Source organism: Streptomyces sp. NPDC038135, from assembly GCF_055601245.1.
Genome location: NZ_JBVJXS010000012.1, coordinates 232229 through 249634, shown reverse-complemented (window position 1 = coordinate 249634; position 17406 = coordinate 232229). Strand labels below are relative to the sequence as shown.

Genomic DNA, 17406 nt, shown 5'->3' with positions numbered 1-17406 from the left:
ACCGGGCGGCCCGGCGCGACGGCCTCGCCGAGCGGGTCCGGTAGCGGTACCGGCGGCCGGACCGGTCAGGCGGGCCGGCTGGTCAGGTGCCGCTGGATCCAGTCGGCGGCGGTCCTGCGGAAGAGGCGCCGGTTGTCGGCCCGGCGGAAGTCGTGCCCTTCCTGACGGAGCATCAGCAGCTCGGCCTCAAGGCCGCGTTCCCGCGCCGCCCGGACGAACTGCGTCGACTCCCCCACCGGCACGTTGGTGTCGTGCTCCCCGTGCACGGCGAGCACCGGCACGCGCAGGGCGTCGACGCGGCTCATCGGCGACAGCGACCGCAGCAGTTCGTGGTCGTGTTCGGGGTGCCCGTACTTGTGGGCGGCGGACTCGGCGATCCACGGCTCGGTGCCGGCGAAGAACGTCGTGAGGTCGGACATCCCGCAGACCGCCACGCCGGTGCGGAAGAGCTCCGGGTGCCAGACGAGGGACGCCATCGTCAGATAGCCGCCGTACGAGCGGCCCATCACCGCCAGCCGCCGGGGGTCGGCCAGGCCCGCCACGACGACGTGGGCCGCGCAGGCGGCGACGTCCTCGATCGCGGCGAACCGGTTGGTGCCGAGATCCGCGTCCACGAACGAGCGGCCGTAGCCGGAGGAGCCGCGTACGTCGGGGGCGAAGACGTCCAGTCCGCGGCCGAGCAGTTCGTGGTAGAGGGTCTGCAGGACGGGGCGCTCCTGTTCCTCGGGGCCGCCGTGCAGATGCAGGACGCAGGGGGCCGCCTCGCCCGGGGAGCGGCCGGGCGCCCGGTAGTACCAGCCGCCGAGGGCGAGCCCGTCCCGGGCGACGGGCCGGACGGGGAACGGCTGCACGGGTGCGTGGCCGGCGTCGGGCACCGCGTCCTCGTCGCGCGAGGACCAGGGGGTGCGCAGGGCCGAGGCGTGCGGCAGCCACCACACGCCGGGTCGCCGCCGCGACCCCGACAGGGCCACGACGGGGCCGTCGGGGTCGGGGGTGGGCGCGATCCTGGTGACCACCTCGTGCGGCAGCGGGACGCCGCGGGACGTCCCGGCCCTGGGCACGGCGGCGCCTCGCAGGGCGGCCGGGCCGTCCCCGTCGGGGGCGGTCGCCGGCAGCCTGCTGATCTCCAGCTCGCTGACCCCGCGCACGTTCCAGGACAGGACGGCGTGCCGCCCGTCCCGGTGCAGGCTCAGCAGTTCGAGGTCGCACTCCGGGCGGGCGGCGACCGGCCACTGCGCCAGCCGCTGCCCCCGTGAGTCCAGCCGCACCGCGAGGAGTGCCGCGAACTCGCGGTCGCTGTCGCTGCGCAGCCATACGGTGCGGCCGTCCGGGGCGAAGCCCCCGATCCAGGGATCGCCGTCGGCGACCCGCACGGCGCAGGTGACGGCCCGGTCCCGGCGGCGCACCACGAGCGCCTCGCGCCGGCCGCGCGGCCCCCGGCGCAGCAGGGCGAGCCTGCCGTCCCGGCTGAGGCCGCAGACGCGCAGGGTCGGTGCGCCCTCCTCGCTCGCCACCAGCTCGGGCGCGCTCGCGCCCTCGGGGTCCACGAGGTAGGCCGCCAGTGCCCGATGGCCGGGCTCCCGCGAGGGCGAGGCGTCGAGCCCCTGGAGCACGGTGGCGTCCGCTCCGTACGGGGCCCCGAGCGGCGTTCCGCCCAACAGCACCGCCCGGCCGTCGCGCCCCGCCCAGCCGCCGGTGTGGGCGATGTCCGGGAGGTCCGCCACCGGTCCCTCGGGGCCGTGCCGGGCCCGGCCGGCGGGCGCGGGTTCGGTGAGCGTCACCGCGATCGCCGAACCGTCGTGCGTCCAGCAGCCCAGGTAGGCGGAGGCGCCGGGCCGGCCGCCGGCCAGCAGCCGGCGGCCGGTGCCGTCGGGGCGTACGCACAGGACGCGGGTGAGTTCACCGCCGCCGGGCGCCGTGGTGTAGGCGATCCAGCGGCCGTCCGGCGACCAGGAGACCTCGGTGACCGGGTCCGGGTCGGCGTCCAGCAGCCGTGCCTCCTCGCCGTCGACCGGGCCGGTCCACAGTTGCGGAACCCCCGTCCGGTCGCAGATGAAGGCGACGTTGCGGCCGCCGGGGTCGACGGAGGGGTACCAGCAGCCGTGCGCGGTCAGCCGCTGCGGCACGTCGTGCACGGCGGCGGCGTCGGTGAGCAGGACCGGCTCGGGTGCCGCTCGGGCCGCCGCCGTGGCGCCGCCGGCCGGCTCGGCGCCGGCCTGGGCGACCACGCGCGCGGCGTCGGCCGGAGGCGCCCCCGCGGGCCGTTCAGCGTCCGGGGGCGCGGTCGTCGCCGTGGCGGTGCCCGCCCTCGGCGGGTGCGGCGCCCAGGCGCCGGGGCCGTCGGCCGGGGTCAGCGGATTCCGTGCGTCTGCAGCCATATCTCCAGCAGCGCTACCTGCCACAGTGTGTTCGCTCCTCGCCTGGTGCGGTGCGCGTTGGGTGCTTCGAGCAGTTCCGCGACGTACTCCTCGCGGAAGACGCCGCGTTCCTTCGCCTCCGGCGCGGTGAGGGCCTCGTGGACCCGTTGCAGCACCGGGCCCGCCATGTGCTTGATCGCCGGCACCGGGAAGTAGCCCTTGGGCCGGTCGACGACCTCCGCCGGGAGGACCCTGCGTCCGGCGGCCTTGAGGATGCCCTTCCCGCCGTCGGCGAGCTTCAGCTCGGGCGGGCAGGCGGCGGCCAGTTCGACGAGTTCGTGGTCGAGGAACGGGACGCGGGCCTCCAGGCCCCAGTCCATCGTCATGTTGTCCACGCGCTTGACCGGATCGTCGACCATCATCACCTGGGTGTCCAGGCGGAGGTCGGCGTCCAGCGCCGTCTCCGCGCCCTCGGCCGCCATGTGGGCGTGCACGAACTCGGCGGAGACGTCCCGCCCGGCCAGGAATCCGGGCTCGAGGATGCGGGCGAGCTCGGCGTGGGACCGGTCGAAGTAGGCGTCGATGTAGGCCTCGGCGGCCTGGCCGCGGGGAACGCCGGACATCGCCGGGTACCAGTGGTAGCCCGCGAACACCTCGTCGGCGCCCTGGCCGCTCTGCACGACCTTCACCTCCTTGGCGACCTGCTCGGACAGCAGGTGGAAGGCGACCACGTCGTGGCTCATCATCGGTTCGCTCATCGCGAGCACCGCCGACTCCAGCGCTCCGGGGATGCGGTCGGACGCCACCAGGAGCTGGCGGTGGGCGGTGTCGAAGTGGCGGGCGACCAGGTCGGAGTAGTGGAACTCGTCGCCCTCCTCACCGCCCTCGGCCTCGAATCCGACGCTGAACGTCGCGAGATCGTGCTGTCCCTGCTCGGCCAGCAGGGCGACGATGAGGCTGGAGTCCAGCCCCCCGGACAGCAGCACGCCCACGGGGACGTCGGCCACCATCCGGCGGCGTACGGCGGTGCGCAGCGCGTCCAGCACGGCGTCCGTCCAGTCCTCGGCGCCGAGGGAGGCGAACTCGGGCCGCCGGGTGTGGGACGGCTGCCAGTAGCGGTGGTCGTGCTGGGTGCCGTCGGGCTCGATGACGCGCACCGTGGCCGGGGGCAGCTTGCGTACGCCGTTGAGGACGGTGTGCGGCGCGGTCACGGTGGCGTGCCAGCTGAAGTACTGGTGCAGGGCCACCGGGTCGAGGGAGGTGTCGACGCCGCCGGCCGCCAGGAGGGCGGGCAGCGAGGAGGCGAACCGGAGCCGGTCGGCGGTCCGCGTCAGGTACAGGGGCTTCACGCCGAGCCGGTCGCGGCCCAGTACGAGGCGTCCGCTGTCCAGCTCGACGAGCGCGAAGGCGAACATGCCGTGGAAGTGCCGGACGCAGTCGGGGCCCCACTGCCGGTAGGCCTTGAGTACGACCTCGGTGTCGGAGTCGGAGAAGAACTGGTGGCCGAGCGCCCGCAGTTCGTCGCGCAGCTCGCGGTAGTTGTAGACGCAGCCGTTGAAGACTCCGGCGATCCTGGCGCGCGGGTCGGCCATCGGCTGGGCGCCGTCGTCGGAGAGGTCGATGATCTTGAGCCGGCGGTGTCCGAGGGCGACGGCCCCCTGGGACCACACTCCGCGGCCGTCGGGGCCGCGGGCCGCGAGCCGGTCGGTCATCCGCTCCACCGCCGCGACGTCCGGCCGCTCGCCGTCGAAGCGTATCTCTCCGCTGAGTCCGCACATCAGCTGCTCCTCCGTCCCCCGCCCAGTGGCCGGGCGGGCTCCGGCGCGCGTGTGCCGCGCTTGTGCCGGGCCCCGGGCACGTGCGTGCGCGCGGCACGCCCGGAACGGTGGTGTGCGGGGGCCGGGGGGTGTTGCGAGGTGTGCATGAGGACTTGACTCTCCTGGATCGATGGACGGGATGCCGCGGTCGGCCGGGGCTCATGAGCCGGTCGTGAGGCCGTGCGCCCGGCCGCCGGGGGACGGTTGGCTTCAGGCGCTGCGGGCCGGTGCGGCGGTGCCGTGGCCTGGGGTCTGCGTTCCGGCCGGGTCCCACCACGCGGCGGGCCGGGCCAGCCGTGCCGAGGGCCGGCCTGCCGGCCGCTCGCCGCGGGTCTCGGCCGTCAGCAGGTCGACGCCGGCGAGCAGGCCGCCGGCCCGGGCCGTGCGACGCAGCCGGTGCGCGGCGCTCCCGAGCGACAGTGCCTCCTCCAGGAGCGCGTGCACGGTGTCCCAGTCGCCGGACGCCTCGAGAGCCGGGCGCAGCCGGGCCAGCATGCCAGTCAGCACGGTGCCGGCCGGTGCCGCGAGGCGGCTGACCGGATCGACGAGCCGGCCCTCCAGTCCGGAGCGCGCGGCCCGCCAGGAGGCGGCCCGCAGCCAGTCGTGGCGGCCGTCGCACAGGGGGCCGTCCGACTGGGCCAGGCGCTCGCAGGCGTCGCGGACCAGGGCCCGGAAGAGGCCCGCGACGAGCACCACGGTCTCCACCCGCGGGCAGGCGTCGCAGATGCGCAGTTCGAGCGTGCTCTGGTGGGCCGAGGGCCTGACGTCGTGGTAGACCATGCCGGCGTCGCTGATGACGCCCGAGCGGATCAGTTCCTCGATCGACCTGTCGTACTCGGCGGCGTCCCGGTGGCAGCCGGCCGGTCCGGCGGTCGGCCACCGCTGCCACAGCATGGTCCGCCAGCTCGCGTACCCGGTGTCGGCCCCCAGCCAGTACGGGGAGCTGCCCGTGAGGGCGAGCAGCGGCGGCAGCCAGGGCGAGACGAGGCACATCGCGCGGACGGCGGTGTCCCGGTCGGGGACGTCGACGTGGACCTGCGCGCTGCAGATGAGCTGTTCGTCGGCGACCATGCGGTAGTCGTCGACCATGCGCTGGTAGCGGGCGTCGGCGGTGACGTCCAGGGGGCGCACACGGGCCAGCGGCACGGTGCCCGCGGCCACGACGGCGAGGCCGAGCCCGGCGGCGGCCGCGCCCAGGCGGAGCCGGGTCGAGGAGAGGTCGGTGTACAGCTCCTCCAGCGTGCCGTGCACGCCGCTGTTGCTCTCCACCACCGAACGCTGCAGCTCGGTGGTGAAGTCGGGTCTGCCGAGGTGCTCTATCAGTTCCGCGGCTCGTGGCACGAGTCGGCCGCTCTCCACGTCCAGTACATGGAACTCTTCTTCCGCTCCGAGGCGTGGTGTCACGACTTCTCCCCTGCGAATGGACCACAGCCGCCGGTGCGCTGACGAGGCAGTCCGCACCGGCCGGTTGACGTGGGCCGGGTTCCCTGATCAGTCGGTGTCAATCAACGCTGTTCGCACATGTGTCACACACCCCACTCATGTGAGCGCCGACTCCGCGGCGCGAGGTGCGGTCCGGTGGGCGGCGCGCGATTCGGGGCGCCACCGGCGGTGGACGCGCCGGGTTAGGCCGGATGCCGTGTGTGGATGCGTGCCGGATGCGCGCGCCCCAGGATCCTGATCATGCGGAAATCCACTCTTACCGGGTCCGTCCCGGGGTCCACTGCGCGGCGGCCGCGGCACGGCGGAGCGCGGCACGCCATATGCGCGGCCCTGGCCTGCGGCCTCCTGCTGGCGTCGACGGACGCGTGCGGCTCCGGTGAGCCGCAGGGCCCGGGTGGCGCGCCGGGCACGAACAACCCGGCGATGTCGGCCTCTCCCCAGGCGGCCGTAGGGGCTCGCCTGCCGGGGGTCGGGGACCGGATGTGGCGGCAGGTGCCGGCCGGTTCCCGCCAGGTCGTGGTGGTCTACGGCGAGCGCCGGGACTCGCCCGACAGCCTCGTCGTGCTCTACGAACGGCGGGCCGCGGGCTGGGAGCGGACGGCGGCCTGGCCCGCGCACAACGGCAGGCTGGGCTGGACCACGGAGCACCGGATGGACGACGAGCGCACCCCGGTCGGCGTGTTCGGCCTGACCGACGCGGGCGGCACGCTCGGCAATCCGGGCAGCCGGCTGCCGTACTGGCACGACGACCACGCCTTCGCGTCCACGATCACCGACGACGAGGCCCACGCCCACGACTTCGACTACGTCATCGCCATCAACTACAACCGCCTCGTGGGCGCCCCGCCCTACGACTGGTCCCGGCCCGAAGGGGTGGAGAAGGGCGGCGGCATCTGGCTGCACCTGGACCACGGGGACGGCACGTCGGCCTGCGTCACGATCCCGGAGTCGGGCATGCGGACCCTGCTGCGCACCCTCGATCCCGGCGACCACCCCGTGGTGGTGATGGGTGACCGGGAGCGCCTCATGTCCTGAGCGGGTCACCGCGGGCCGTCCTCGTCGAGCCGGGCGAGTCCGTCCCGCCATCGTCGGCGGCGTTCGGCCCCGGACTGCTCCCACCAGGGTGTGCCGCGTTCGCCCAGCGCGACCTTCGCGCGGTGCACGCGTGCGCGTGCGGACCTCTCGGCGTCCGGGTCGCCAGCGGAGGTCGCGGACCGCACCGCGCGGCGCGCCGCCATGAGATGGCTCCGGAGGCGGGCGGCGGCCTCCTCGGGAAGGTCCGGATCGGTCGCCCGCCAGCGCCGCCCGCCGATGACGACGAAGCGTCCGTCGGGCGTCTTCTCCGGTGGCTGCCGCACGTCCACACCCTCGATTCTGCCCGCACTCGGCCCCGTCGGCCCGTGGAGCGGCCGTCGGCCGGGCGCTGCCCGGCCCGCGCCCGGAGCCCCGGCGGGCCGGTCAGCCGCGCGGGCCACTGACACGGTCGGGCCGGATCACGTAGATCACCCGGACCTGGTCCCGGCCGCCGAACCACGGGTAGGGGCCACCGAGGTACTTGCGCGAGAGCGCCTCGATGTGGTCGACCGCGCCCTCCTTGGTCACCCGCACCACGCGGCCGCGGATCTGAACGTAGGAGGCCGGGTCCGAGGGGTCGGACACCGCTACGGCCACCCGCGGGTCGCGGGCGATGTTCCGGGTCTTCTGGTGCGACTCCACGCTGTTGATCAGGACGTGCTCGCCGTCCGTGTCGACCCAGGTCTGGGTGAGCTGGGGCGAGCCGTCGGGCATCGTCGTGGCGATGTAGCAGGTGCTGGGGCGGCGCAGCAGCGCCACCACGTCGTCACCGAGGGATACGGGCACCGGTGGTCTCCAGGGTCGTGCGGCGGCTGCTGGGGCAGACGTTACGTCGGCCCGCGTGCCGCCGGGACATCAGGCGTCCGAACGCGGGTACCAGATCTGTGGAGGTTCATGATGTTCGAGGCGGGCGACATCCGTGAGTGGCGCGGGCACGACGTGGTCGACCCCGGCGGGCGCAAGATCGGCGCCCTGGAGTCGGTCTACGTCGACACCGCCACCGACGAGCCGTTCTTCGCCACGGTGACCGTGGGGCTGCCCACCCGCCGCCGCCTGGCGTTCGTGCCGCTGACCGGCGCGACCGTCGGCCCGGGGTATCTGCGGGTCGCCTTCGATAGGGACGCCGTGAAGAAGGCTCCCGCCATCGACACCGACGGGGAGCTGCCGGCGTCGGACGAGCCGGCCGTCTTCGCGCACTACGACCTCGACTACGCGCCGGGCGCCGGCGGTGAACGCCGCCTCGGGCGCCGCTGAACACCCGGACCCGAACCGCCGCGGCGGACCCACCGCCGTCGACGCGACCGCCGCCGGGCGGCCGGAGCCACCTGGAGAGCCGATGAGTCTGTTCCTGCTCCTGATCCTCGTGGCCCTCGTCCTGGGCATCATCGGGTTCGCCGCCCACGGCCTGTTCTACCTGCTGATCATCGGAGCCGTCGTGCTGCTCGCCGACCTGGTGTACGGCGCCGTGCGCCTGCGGCGCGGCGGCCGGCGGCACCGCATCGCGCGGTAGCGGGGCCCGGCCTGCGCTGCCATGGCGGGGCGGGCGCCCCGCCATGGCAGCGGCTCCACGTCCCTACCTGCGCCACGGCCCGGTCACCGCGAAGGTGGTGCCGGGCGTGTAGCAGTTGACGTACATCGTGCGGCCGTCGGGGGCGAAGGTGACGCCGGCGAACTCGCCCCACTCCGGCTCCTGCGCCGTCCCGATGTTCTGGCGGCCCCGCGCCATCGCGTACACCTCGCCGCCACGGGTGACGCCGAACACGTGCTGCGCGCCGTTGCCGTCCTCGCAGACCATCAGGCCGCCGCTGGGCGCGAGGCAGATGTTGTCCGGTGACTCGCCGGGCAGTCGCACATCGGTGTCGGGGCCGAACACCACGACCAGGGTCAGCCGGCGGCGCGCCGGGTCGTAGCGCCAGATCTGCCCGTAGTGGTCGGCCGCCGAGCCGTCCGCGCTGCGGGCGAAGGACGACACGAAGTACACGCAGGCGCCGCCCCAGTAGCAGCCCTCCAGCTTCTGCGCGTGGGTGATGCCCCCGGGGCCGTAGTCCTGCAGCCGGGTGGGAGTGGCCGCGGCCAGCGGGTCGGGCACGTCGGCCCATTCGACGCCGTCGAAGTGCGCGCCGGTCTCCTGGATCGTCGACAGGTCCGGTACGCCGGGCACGCGCATCGCCTGGAGCCTGCCGCCCGCCCGCAGCGAACCGACGCCGCCCAGCGGCTTGTCGGGCAGGAACCGGTAGAACAGACCGAAGGGTCTGTCGAAGGCGTCCTCGGTCTCGTAGACGACGCCGTGGCGCGGGTCGACGGCGATCGCCTCGTGCTGGAAGCGGCCCATCGCGGTCAGCGGGACGGCGCCGGTGCGGTGCGGGTCGGTGGGGTGGACCTCGAAGATGAAACCGTGGTCCTTGGTGTACCCGTTGGTGCCGGCCCGGTCCTCGGTCTCCTCGCAGGTCAGCCAGGTGCCCCAAGGAGTGCGGCCGCCCGCGCAGTTGACGGCCGTGCCGGCGATGGCGACCCGCTCGGACAGCACCCGCTGACCGGCGTCGAGCGTCAGCGCCGTGCAGCCGCCCTTGCCCGCCGGGTCGTAGGTGAGGCCCCGGACCGTCTGGACGGGGATCTTGGCGGTGACCCGGTTCTCGTGGTTGCGGACGAGGTGCGTACGGCCTCCCCGGCCGGCGAAGGCGGCCATACCGTCGTGGTTGGAGGGCACCGGGCCCTCCCCCGAACGGAGTCGGTCGCCCTCACGGGAGAGCACGGTGTAGCGGAAACCTTTGGGCAGGTCGAGCAGTCCGGCGGGGTCGGGGACCAGCGGGCCGTAACCGGTGTCGCCCAGGTTCCGCGCGGCGGCGGTGCCCGCGAAGAGCTCGGACAGGGCCCCGGTGAAGGCGATACCCGCCCCCACCGCACGTGCCCGGGCCAGGATCTGACGGCGTGTTGCGGACATGCGGCAGCAACCTTCCTGCTGGCGGACAGGAACTGTGACGCCGCTGTGTCTATCACCTGGTGCGGGCCCCGTGAACCACGCCCGTCGCACGTGTCACGCCGCCGGGCGGGACGCGATCGGCCGCGACGGACCGGTCGGCGCGCCGTGCGCCGTGCCCCTCCGGCGCTCAGGCCGCCCGGGCCACCGGCCGGACGGCGCCGGCGCGAGCGGACCGCGCCGGGGCGGATCTGACGCGGTAGGTGACCTTGCCGGGGTCGACGATCGGGTCGCCGAGGACGATGCGGCCGGCGGCGTGCAGCGCGTCGCACTCGGACACGGGCAGCGCCACGTATCCGCCGCCCCTGCCGGTGGCCGGGTCGAACGGCTGCCAGTAGGCGTACCTGCGGCGTCCGCCCTCGTGCACGGTCAGGAAGACCGAGGTGCCCGGGTCGGCGATGATGCGCAGGAGATCGGCGGCGCCGCGCCCGAGCCGGGCACCTTGGGACCTCTGGTGACGCGGGAGCATCATCTGCATTGAGAACGGCCTCCTACCGCAGGAACTGACGACCGGTTACCCACTTCGGGCCGTGTCGATCTCGCTGCACCGGAATTAATCAGACGGCACTGACAATGGGCCGTGCGACTGTCCGGCTCAGGCGTCCCGCGGGGCCCTCGTGGGCTCCGGCTCCGCGGCGTCCCAGCTCCGTCCGGCGGACATCACGGGCGACCGGGTCAGGCCGATGATGCCCAGCGCCATGAGGAGGACGCCGGCGACCTCGGGCAGCATGCGCCAGCCCAGGGCGATGCTCTCCCCGAAGAGCAGGCCGCCGAGGATGACGCTGATCAGGGCGTCGCCGAGGGTCAGCGCCGGCTGCGAGGCGGCCAGCGTGCCGGCCCGCAGCGCCCACTGCAGGAGCAGGACGCTCAGCAGGCCGGTGACGGCGGCGGCGTAGGTGTGCCAGGTGGTCAGGACCGCGGTGACGCCCCCCGGGAACCGGCCGGTCACTTCCTTGATCAGCGCCGCCGTGACCGCGAAGCAGGCGGCGGTCGCGGTGCCGAGGGTGGCGGCCTGCAGTGGGCCGCGCATCCGCCGGGCGGCCGCCAGGAGGACGGCGACGCAGCACGTCAGCCCGCCTCCCACGGCGAGCCAGTGCCAGTCGGAGGCCCGGTCGCCGCCGGGCGAGGGGGAGGCGCTGAGCAGGAAGAGCGCCAGTCCGCCGGCCAGCATCACGAAGGAGCGCCAGGTGCCGGCCGTGGGCCGGCGGCGGAACACGACCGCGCCGATCAGCAGGGTGAACAGCAGTTCGCTGGCAAGCAGGGGCTGTACCAGCGAGAGCTGCCCGGAGTCGAGGGCGATCACCTGGAAGACGGCGGACGCCGCCATGGCCAGCGCTCCCGCCCACCAGAAGGGGCGGCGCAGCAGTCCGGCCAGGCGGGCCGCGGCCGCCCGGGCGCCGTCTCCGGACACCTCGTCGGGCTCGACCGCGGCCCGCCGCTGCAGGACCGACGCCGCCCCGTTGGACAGCGCGGACAGCAGCGCCGTGATGACGGTGAGCACGTTCATGCGACTGCCTGTCTTCGCGGGAGGAACCCGGCGGGCGGCCACCGCACGCTCGGTAGACGGACAAAGATAGCCAAAGCGAACAAAGACGTATCCGTCGTGCGCGGTGATAAACCTGTTCATACCGCCCGTACACGACGGGTGGCGGACTGGTCGGCGCCCGCCGGCGCCGCTGTCACGTCCACCCGTCGTACCCGTCGTACCCACCGCCCGCCGTTCCCACGAGGTGACCATGCCGCCTACCCGCCCCCGGCCGTGCCCGTGTCCTCCGGCCCGCCTCGCTCCGCCGGTCCGCCGGACCGGGCGGAGGGCCGCCGCGGCGCCGGTGCGGCGTCTGCCGTGAGCCGGCTGCTGGTCGTCAGCGCGAGCATGGGGGCGGGCCACGACGCGGTGGCCCGTGAGCTGGCCCGCCGGCTGCGTGCGGGCGGGCACGAGGCCGTGCACCGGGACGTGCTGGAGCTGCTGCCGGCCCGTGTCGGGGCCGGGCTGCGGGGCTTCTACCGGACGACGATCCGGCATGTCCCCGCGCTCTACGGGGGCATCTACGCCGCCTTCTTCCGCGGCGGCGCGGGGCCGCGGCCGGGCAGCGCGCCGTTCGCCGCGCTCGCCGGGGACCGGCTGCGGGCGGAGGTGGCGCACGAGCGCGCCGACGCGGTCGTGGCGGTCTTCCACCTCGCCGCCCAGCTCACCGGCGGGCTGCGGGCCCGGGGGCGGCTGGCGGTGCCCAGCGCGGTGGTCGTCACCGACTTCGCCGTCCACCGGCAGTGGCTGCACCGGGGCAACGACCTGCATCTGTGCCTCACCCCCGAGATCGCCCGCGAGGTGCGGCGGAGTCTGGGGCGCCCCGCCGCCGCCTGCGGCCCGCTGCTGGCGGACCGCTTCCGGCCGCACCCGGCCGGCGAGGCGTCCTGGCGGCGGCGGCTCACGGCGGACGACGGCCGTCCGCCCGTGCTGCTGTCCGCGGGCGCGTGGGGGGCGGGCAGCCGGCTCGGCGCCACGGCCCGGCTGCTGGTCGGCGCGGGCTATCTGCCGGTCGTGCTGTGCGGGCGCAACGAACGCCTGCGCCGCCTGCTGTCGAGGGTCTCCGGAACGCTCGCGCTGTCCTGGGTGGACGACATGCCGGGCCTGCTCGCGGCGTGCGCCGCGGTGGTCGACAACGCGGCGGGGCAGACGGCGCTGGAAGCGCTGGCCGTCGGCGTCCCGGTCGTCGGCTACCGCCCGATCCCCGGCCACGGCGCCGAGGGGGTGCGCCGCATGGCGGCGCTCGGCCTGACCGACTACGCCGCCGACCCGTGGCGGCTCGTGCAGTGCCTGGACCGCCTCACCTCGGACGGCCCGGGGCCCGGCCGCCGCGCCCCGGCCGGCCGCGGCCTGGTCCGGGGTGACGTCGTGGGCCCGCTGGAACGTCTCTGCTCCTGAGACCCGGGCGACCGGGTCAGCGGGCGCGGGGCGTGCGTGCCGGGTGCGCGACGCCGTGTTCGCCCAGCGGTCCCACGGTCAGGCCCGCCGTGCGGCAGGCGTCCACCAGCCGGGGCAGCGCGGCCAGCGCCGCCCGCCAGCAGTCCGGCGCCGCCTGCCGGTCGGTGTCGTGCAACAGCACCGTGCCGCCGCCCGTCAGCTCCGGCAGGACGGTCGCCAGCACGGAACCGGCGGTGGCGTCGGCCGCCCAGTCGCGGCCCCAGGCGGTCCACAGGACCGGGCGCAGCCCGGTGCGGCGGGCGGCCAGCAGCCGGTCGCCGGTCAGGATGCCGTACGGGGGCCGGTACCAGAAGGGGCGTGCGCCGGACACCTCCGCCACGGCGTGCGCCGCCCGGGCCAGCCGCCGGGCCTCCCTGACCGGCGCGGGCCGCCAGGGGCGGTCGTGCGTCCAGCCGTGCACCGCGAGTTCATGGCCGCGCCGGACGATCTCGTGGCTCAGCTCCCGGTGGGCCGCCACCTGTTCGCCCAGCACGAAGAACGTGGCGCGGACCGCCAGCTCGTCCAGCGCGGCGAGGAAGGCGGGGGTGGAGCGGGGATCGGGGCCGTCGTCGAAGGTGAGCGCCACATGGTCGGCGCGGCCGGCGCCGGCGAGGGAGGGCAGCCAGGCGCGGCGCGGTCCCGGAAGCCAGGTGGCGGCCGGGACGACATGCGCGGCGGCCGCCAGTACGGGCACGGCGGCGACGGCCGCGGTGAGCCGCCGGCCCCGGTCGGCGCCGCTCCTCATGCGCGTCTCCCTTCGCCTCCGGTCCCGCGATCGCCGGGCGCGGGCGGGTCGCCGTACGGTCGTCAGCCGAACCGGGCCGCCAGGCGCCGGTACGGCGCCGGTGCCAGGCCGCGCAGCGCCACCGGGAGGCGGAGCCAGCCCGGCACGAACACCTCGTGGCGGCCGCCGCGCACCGCCTCGACCACCGCAGCGGCCACCCGCTCGGGCGGGACCGGACGCGGGCGCCGGCGGGAGTAGGGCACCCCCCGCCGCGCGAAGAACGGGGTGTCCACCACGCCCGGCACGACATGGGTCACCCCGACGCCGGTGCCGTTCAGCTCGTACCGCAGCGCGTCGGCGAAGGCGCCGAGACCCGCCTTGGCCGCGGAGTACACCGCCTCCTCGCGCACCCCGACGCACCCGGCGACGGAGCCGACGAGCACCAGCCGGCCCCGGCCGCGCGCCACCATGTGCGGCAGCACCTGGCGGACCAGGTGCACCACCGAGGCCAGGTCGACGGTGAGCACCCGGTCCACCTCGCCGCCGGGCATCGAGGTGAACGGTCCGGCCCAGCCCACTCCGGCCGCGGCGACGAGGAGATCGACGCCCGGCGCCCGGTTCAGGGCCTGTTCGGCCAGTCGCCGGGCGCCGTCGGCGCCGGCCAGGTCGCAGGGGATCGCCACGCCGGAGGTCTCGCGCGCCACCGCGTCGAGCCGGGCCCGGTCGCGTCCGGACAGCAGCAGCGTCCACCGCTCCCCCGCCAGGGCCCGCGCCACCGCGGCGCCGATCCCGGAGGAGGCGCCCGTCACCAGCGCCACGCCCGTCGTGGGCGCGGCGCCCGGCAGGAGGGTGGACGGGGCGGGGTACGGATCCGCCGTGGCGCGTCCCAAGCTGAACCTCCTCGAGTGGTGGGGCCCCGGCGCGGCCCGGGGGTCCGCCGGCCGCCCGTGAGCGCACTCTCTGCCCCGCCCGTCCCCGTGCGTCCGTGCGCCGTGCGCCCGTCGGTGCCGGCGACCATCGAGGGATAGCCGGAGCCCACGGCTTTCAAACGTGGGCCGGCGCCGGCCCGCGGGGCACGGCAGCCGCCTCGCCGTCGCGCGGCCGGGTCCGGCCGCGCCGAACCGGTGAGGTGACCGCCCACGGGCCGTCCGGCGCTCCGGTGACCCTGCGGGCGCCGCGCGGGCGGCGCGGCGATGAGCCATGCGGGTGTTCTTTCCGGGACGGTCCCGGCCGGGGTCCCGCCGTCCGGAGCCTTCGCCGGGCCCGGGCGGGAGGATGGCACGCCGTGGTCTACCTCTTCGCCCTTCCCGCCGCCTGTCTGCTGGGCTTCGGCTTCGTGCTCCAGCAGCACGCGGCCGAACGCGAACCCCTGTCCCTGATGCTGTCCTTCCGGCTGCTGCTGGATCTGATGCGGGTGCCGCTGTGGCTGGCGGGCATCGCCTGCATGGTGGTCGGTCAGGTCCTCGGCGCGCTGGCGCTGACGCAGGGCAGCCTGGCGCAGGTGGAGCCGCTGCTCACCATGAACCTGCTCTTCGCGATGGCCCTGGCACGGTGGATGGGCGACCAGCCGCTGGGCTGGTCGGGGTGGCTGGGAGCGCTGGCCCTGAGCGGCGGGGTCGCGGCCTTCGTGGTGGCGGGGCGGCCGCACAGCGGCCAGGGCGAGGTGGGCGCGCTGCGGCACTGGCTCGTGATCGGGTGCGTGCTGGGGGTGGCCGGAATCCTCGTCGTCGTCTCCCAGCGGCTGCGGCTGCTGCACCGGCCGCCCCTGCTGGCCGCGGCGGCCGGCACGCTGTACGGCCTGCAGGACGCGCTCACCCGGGTCTGCGGCGGCATCTTCGGCGCGAAGGGGCTCACCGGGCTGCTGGCCTCCTGGCAGCCCTGGGGGGTGGTGGCGCTGGCGGTGGTGGGGCTGCTGCTGGTGCAGAGCGCATTCGAGGCCGGGCCGCTGCGGCTGTCGCTGCCCGCGCTGAGCGCCGCCGAGCCGCTGAGCGGCATCGCCTGCGGCATCGGCTTCCTCAACGACGAACTGCGGACGACACCGGGCGCGCTGGCCTGGCAGGCGGCCGGCGTGGTGGCGGCGCTCACCGGCGTCTTCGTACTCGGCCGGCATCCGGTGATGCCCAGCGGCGAACGGCGCCCGGAGCCGCCGCCGCACCACCTCGTCCACCGGCACTGACGGGCTCTACGGTGTGCCGGCGAGCCGGGCTGCGGTCTCCAGCATCACGGCGTGGACGAAGGCCTGCGGAAGGTTGCCGCGCAACTGGCGCTGGGCGATGTCGAACTCCTCCGCGTACAGCCCGGACGCGCCGCAGGCGGCCCGGTTCCGCTCGAACCAGCGGTGCGCCTCGACCTCGTCGCCCTGCCGGTGCTCGGCCAGCGCCATGAGGAAGCCGCACAGCAGGAACGCGCCCTCGGCGTCCTCCAGGGGCCGGTCGTCGTGCCGGAACCGGTAGACGAAGTGGTCCTGGGTGAGCTGGTTCCGGCAGGCGGCGAGGGTGGCGCGGGTGCGCGGGTCGTCGGGGGGCAGCAGGCCGCGCACGGAGGGCAGCAGCAGGGCAGCGTCGACGGCCGGGTCGTCGGGGGTGCGCTGCCAGTGCCCCCGCGGGTGCACGCAGCTCGCCGCCGTCTCGGCGAACAGGGCGTCGGCCAGGTCGGCGCAGGTGGCGGCGAGCGGCAGGCCGGGGGCCGCGTCGGCGAGGGCGCGCAGCCCGGCGACGCAGCTCAGCCGGCTGTGCGTCCAGAGCCGGTCGTCCAGCTCCCAGATGCCCGCGTCCGCTTCCCAGCGGCGCTCGGCGACGGCCCGTACCGCGGCCTCGGCGGCCTTTCGGCCGTCGGGGTCCAGCCGGCCCATGCGTTCGGCGGCGGCGAACAGCAGCAGCGCCTCGCCGAAGCAGTCGAGCTGGAACTGCCGCTCGACGTGGTTGCCGACGCGGCTGAAACCGCCGGGGTAGCCGGGCAGGTCGAGTTCGCGCTGCTCGGGGACGGGCGTGCCGTGCACGGTGTAGGCGGGGGCGAGCCGCGGGCCGTCGGCGAGCAGCCGCTCGCTGACGAAACGGACGGCGGCGTCGAGGAGTTCCGGTGCGTTCGCGGCGGCGGCCGCCTGCCCGGCGTAACTCTGGTCGCGGATCCACACGTACCGGTAGTCGTAGTTGCGGCCGGCCTCCGCGCGTTCGGGCAGGCTGGTGGTGGCCGCGGCGACCATGCCGCCGCCGTGGGCGGTCAGGCCGCGCAGCACGGCGTAGGCGCGGCGGGCGTCGCCGGTGGCCACGGTGTGCTCGAGCGCCGGCACGGACCGGCGCCAGGCCCGTTCGGTGGCGGCCCAGGCCCGGTCGGCCCTCGGCAGCGGGTGCGGGAGCGGCGAGTCGGAGCACTCCAGGACCAGGTCGTGCTTCTCACCGGGCTCGAGCACCAGGTCGGCGGTCAGTCCCTCGGCGCGTACGGCGGCCGTCGGCGCGCCCTGCCAGCGCAGGCGGTGGTGGCCGGTGGTGAGGTGCCAGACGCCGTCGTCGTCGCGGTGCGTGGCGGCCGGCGGGGCGTGGCCGTAGTCGGCGCGCGGGTCGAGTACGAGGCGGACGTGGGCGGTGCCGTCGACGGCGCGCAGCTGCCGCAGCAGGACCAGGCGACCGGGCTCGCCGGGGAAGGCGAGGGCCTCGCGGCACTCGATGACTCCGTCCGTGGTGATCCAGCGGCTGCGCCAGATCAGGGAGCCCTCCTCGTAATAGCCGCCGGGCACCCAGCGGCCGCGCGGCGTCACGGCGTGGACGCCCGCGCCGCCGATGAGGGAGGCGAAGACGGCGTCGTCGTGCCAGGTGGGCGCGCACAGCCAGTTGACGGCGCCGTCCGGTCCGATCAGCGCGCCGCGTTCCCCGTCCGCCAGCAGCGCGTAGTCGTGCAGCGCGTGCGGTGGGAACGAGGTGCTGATCATCGGTGCCGTCTCCTCTCCCTCCGGCCGCCCGGGTACCCTTCCCGGCCGCCCGTATGGGAACGGGATCGCACGGCGGGCGGCGTGGCGCGCGCGGCGCGCGGGAGATCGCCGCGCGCGTCGGGCGAGG

The 17406-nt window shown here is 75.6% G+C and carries 16 protein-coding genes; 5 read left to right on the top strand and 11 right to left on the bottom strand.

The window, feature by feature from the left end; genetic code table 11:
* Positions 1 to 65: 65 nt before the first annotated feature.
* From ACZ7JA_RS31735 to ACZ7JA_RS31725, 3 genes are all read right to left on the bottom strand, one after another.
* Positions 66 to 2378 carry a prolyl oligopeptidase family serine peptidase gene (locus tag ACZ7JA_RS31735; RefSeq protein ID WP_470811798.1) on the bottom strand — a complete coding sequence of 771 codons (2313 nt, stop codon included), beginning with the start codon at positions 2376 to 2378 and terminating at the stop codon, positions 66 to 68.
* Entirely contained in the window at positions 2351 to 4135 is a 1785-nt protein-coding gene (locus ACZ7JA_RS31730) for an N-acetylglutaminylglutamine amidotransferase (RefSeq protein ID WP_470811796.1), read from the bottom strand. The genes ACZ7JA_RS31735 and ACZ7JA_RS31730 overlap by 28 nt, the downstream gene beginning before the upstream one ends.
* 249 nt (positions 4136 to 4384) lie before the next feature.
* Positions 4385 to 5578, bottom strand: coding sequence for a carboxylate-amine ligase (locus ACZ7JA_RS31725; RefSeq protein WP_470811794.1), 1194 nt, complete (start codon positions 5576 to 5578; stop codon positions 4385 to 4387).
* A gap of 462 nt (positions 5579 to 6040) precedes the next feature.
* Between ACZ7JA_RS31725 and ACZ7JA_RS31720 the strand changes: the two genes are divergently transcribed.
* Positions 6041 to 6652: a L,D-transpeptidase family protein gene (locus ACZ7JA_RS31720; RefSeq protein WP_389298257.1), complete on the top strand. Its 612-nt coding sequence runs from the start codon at positions 6041 to 6043 to the stop codon at positions 6650 to 6652.
* Between the two features lie 5 nt (positions 6653 to 6657).
* On the opposite strand, the gene ACZ7JA_RS31715 is transcribed toward ACZ7JA_RS31720, so the two are convergent.
* Together ACZ7JA_RS31715 and ACZ7JA_RS31710 are read right to left on the bottom strand one after the other, a co-directional pair.
* Entirely contained in the window at positions 6658 to 6981 is a 324-nt protein-coding gene (locus ACZ7JA_RS31715) for a hypothetical protein (RefSeq protein ID WP_389298255.1), read from the bottom strand.
* Between the two features lie 94 nt (positions 6982 to 7075).
* Positions 7076 to 7477: a PPOX class F420-dependent oxidoreductase gene (locus tag ACZ7JA_RS31710; RefSeq protein WP_351666467.1), complete on the bottom strand. Its 402-nt coding sequence runs from the start codon at positions 7475 to 7477 to the stop codon at positions 7076 to 7078.
* A gap of 111 nt (positions 7478 to 7588) precedes the next feature.
* Here ACZ7JA_RS31710 and ACZ7JA_RS31705 point away from each other — a divergent pair, with 111 nt between their 5' ends.
* Both ACZ7JA_RS31705 and ACZ7JA_RS31700 read left to right on the top strand, forming a co-directional pair.
* Positions 7589 to 7945 carry a PRC-barrel domain-containing protein gene (locus ACZ7JA_RS31705; protein WP_470811884.1) on the top strand — a complete coding sequence of 119 codons (357 nt, stop codon included), beginning with the start codon at positions 7589 to 7591 and terminating at the stop codon, positions 7943 to 7945.
* A gap of 82 nt (positions 7946 to 8027) precedes the next feature.
* Positions 8028 to 8201 (top strand): hypothetical protein, encoded by a 174-nt coding sequence (locus ACZ7JA_RS31700; RefSeq protein ID WP_351666465.1) that lies wholly within the window; start codon positions 8028 to 8030, stop codon positions 8199 to 8201.
* A 63-nt stretch (positions 8202 to 8264) separates the two neighbouring features.
* Here the strand turns inward: ACZ7JA_RS31700 and ACZ7JA_RS31695 are convergent, their stop codons facing one another.
* From ACZ7JA_RS31695 to ACZ7JA_RS31685, 3 genes are all read right to left on the bottom strand, one after another.
* Complete coding sequence (locus ACZ7JA_RS31695) at positions 8265 to 9632, bottom strand: alkaline phosphatase PhoX (protein ID WP_389298251.1); 1368 nt, start codon at positions 9630 to 9632, stop codon at positions 8265 to 8267.
* Positions 9633 to 9798: 166 nt separating this feature from the next.
* On the bottom strand, positions 9799 to 10146 hold the full coding sequence (locus ACZ7JA_RS31690; RefSeq protein WP_351666461.1) for a hypothetical protein: 348 nt from the start codon (positions 10144 to 10146) through the stop codon (positions 9799 to 9801).
* A gap of 117 nt (positions 10147 to 10263) precedes the next feature.
* Positions 10264 to 11175: a DMT family transporter gene (locus tag ACZ7JA_RS31685; protein WP_470811790.1), complete on the bottom strand. Its 912-nt coding sequence runs from the start codon at positions 11173 to 11175 to the stop codon at positions 10264 to 10266.
* 366 nt (positions 11176 to 11541) lie between these two features.
* On the opposite strand from ACZ7JA_RS31685, the gene ACZ7JA_RS31680 reads away from it, so the two are divergent.
* On the top strand, positions 11542 to 12591 hold the full coding sequence (locus ACZ7JA_RS31680) for an MGDG synthase family glycosyltransferase (RefSeq protein WP_450753164.1): 1050 nt from the start codon (positions 11542 to 11544) through the stop codon (positions 12589 to 12591).
* Positions 12592 to 12607: 16 nt separating this feature from the next.
* Here the strand turns inward: ACZ7JA_RS31680 and ACZ7JA_RS31675 are convergent, their stop codons facing one another.
* Together ACZ7JA_RS31675 and ACZ7JA_RS31670 are read right to left on the bottom strand one after the other, a co-directional pair.
* The gene (locus ACZ7JA_RS31675) at positions 12608 to 13375 is read right to left on the bottom strand and encodes a polysaccharide deacetylase family protein (protein WP_389298249.1); all 768 of its coding nucleotides are present in this window, start codon (positions 13373 to 13375) and stop codon (positions 12608 to 12610) included.
* 62 nt (positions 13376 to 13437) lie between these two features.
* Positions 13438 to 14244, bottom strand: a complete 807-nt coding sequence (locus ACZ7JA_RS31670) for an SDR family NAD(P)-dependent oxidoreductase (RefSeq protein WP_389298248.1) — start codon at positions 14242 to 14244, stop codon at positions 13438 to 13440.
* A 395-nt stretch (positions 14245 to 14639) separates the two neighbouring features.
* Here ACZ7JA_RS31670 and ACZ7JA_RS31665 point away from each other — a divergent pair, with 395 nt between their 5' ends.
* Positions 14640 to 15530 carry a DMT family transporter gene (locus ACZ7JA_RS31665; RefSeq protein ID WP_351666455.1) on the top strand — a complete coding sequence of 297 codons (891 nt, stop codon included), beginning with the start codon at positions 14640 to 14642 and terminating at the stop codon, positions 15528 to 15530.
* A 6-nt stretch (positions 15531 to 15536) separates the two neighbouring features.
* On the opposite strand, the gene ACZ7JA_RS31660 is transcribed toward ACZ7JA_RS31665, so the two are convergent.
* Positions 15537 to 17279: a glycoside hydrolase family 15 protein gene (locus tag ACZ7JA_RS31660; protein WP_470811787.1), complete on the bottom strand. Its 1743-nt coding sequence runs from the start codon at positions 17277 to 17279 to the stop codon at positions 15537 to 15539.
* Positions 17280 to 17406 lie beyond the last annotated feature (127 nt).

Excerpts from the sequence above, each read along its gene's own strand:
- ACZ7JA_RS31735 (WP_470811798.1), bottom strand. The coding sequence starts at position 2,378 with ATGGCTGCAGACGCACGGAATCCGCTGACCCCGGCCGACGGCCCCGGC.
- ACZ7JA_RS31730 (WP_470811796.1), bottom strand. The coding sequence starts at position 4,135 with ATGTGCGGACTCAGCGGAGAGATACGCTTCGACGGCGAGCGGCCGGAC.
- ACZ7JA_RS31720 (WP_389298257.1), top strand. The coding sequence starts at position 6,041 with ATGTCGGCCTCTCCCCAGGCGGCCGTAGGGGCTCGCCTGCCGGGGGTC.
- ACZ7JA_RS31705 (WP_470811884.1), top strand. The coding sequence starts at position 7,589 with ATGTTCGAGGCGGGCGACATCCGTGAGTGGCGCGGGCACGACGTGGTC.
- ACZ7JA_RS31700 (WP_351666465.1), top strand. The coding sequence starts at position 8,028 with ATGAGTCTGTTCCTGCTCCTGATCCTCGTGGCCCTCGTCCTGGGCATC.
- ACZ7JA_RS31695 (WP_389298251.1), bottom strand. The coding sequence starts at position 9,632 with ATGTCCGCAACACGCCGTCAGATCCTGGCCCGGGCACGTGCGGTGGGG.
- ACZ7JA_RS31690 (WP_351666461.1), bottom strand. The coding sequence starts at position 10,146 with ATGCAGATGATGCTCCCGCGTCACCAGAGGTCCCAAGGTGCCCGGCTC.
- ACZ7JA_RS31685 (WP_470811790.1), bottom strand. The coding sequence starts at position 11,175 with ATGAACGTGCTCACCGTCATCACGGCGCTGCTGTCCGCGCTGTCCAAC.
- ACZ7JA_RS31680 (WP_450753164.1), top strand. The coding sequence starts at position 11,542 with ATGGGGGCGGGCCACGACGCGGTGGCCCGTGAGCTGGCCCGCCGGCTG.
- ACZ7JA_RS31675 (WP_389298249.1), bottom strand. The coding sequence starts at position 13,375 with ATGAGGAGCGGCGCCGACCGGGGCCGGCGGCTCACCGCGGCCGTCGCC.
- ACZ7JA_RS31660 (WP_470811787.1), bottom strand. The coding sequence starts at position 17,279 with ATGATCAGCACCTCGTTCCCACCGCACGCGCTGCACGACTACGCGCTG.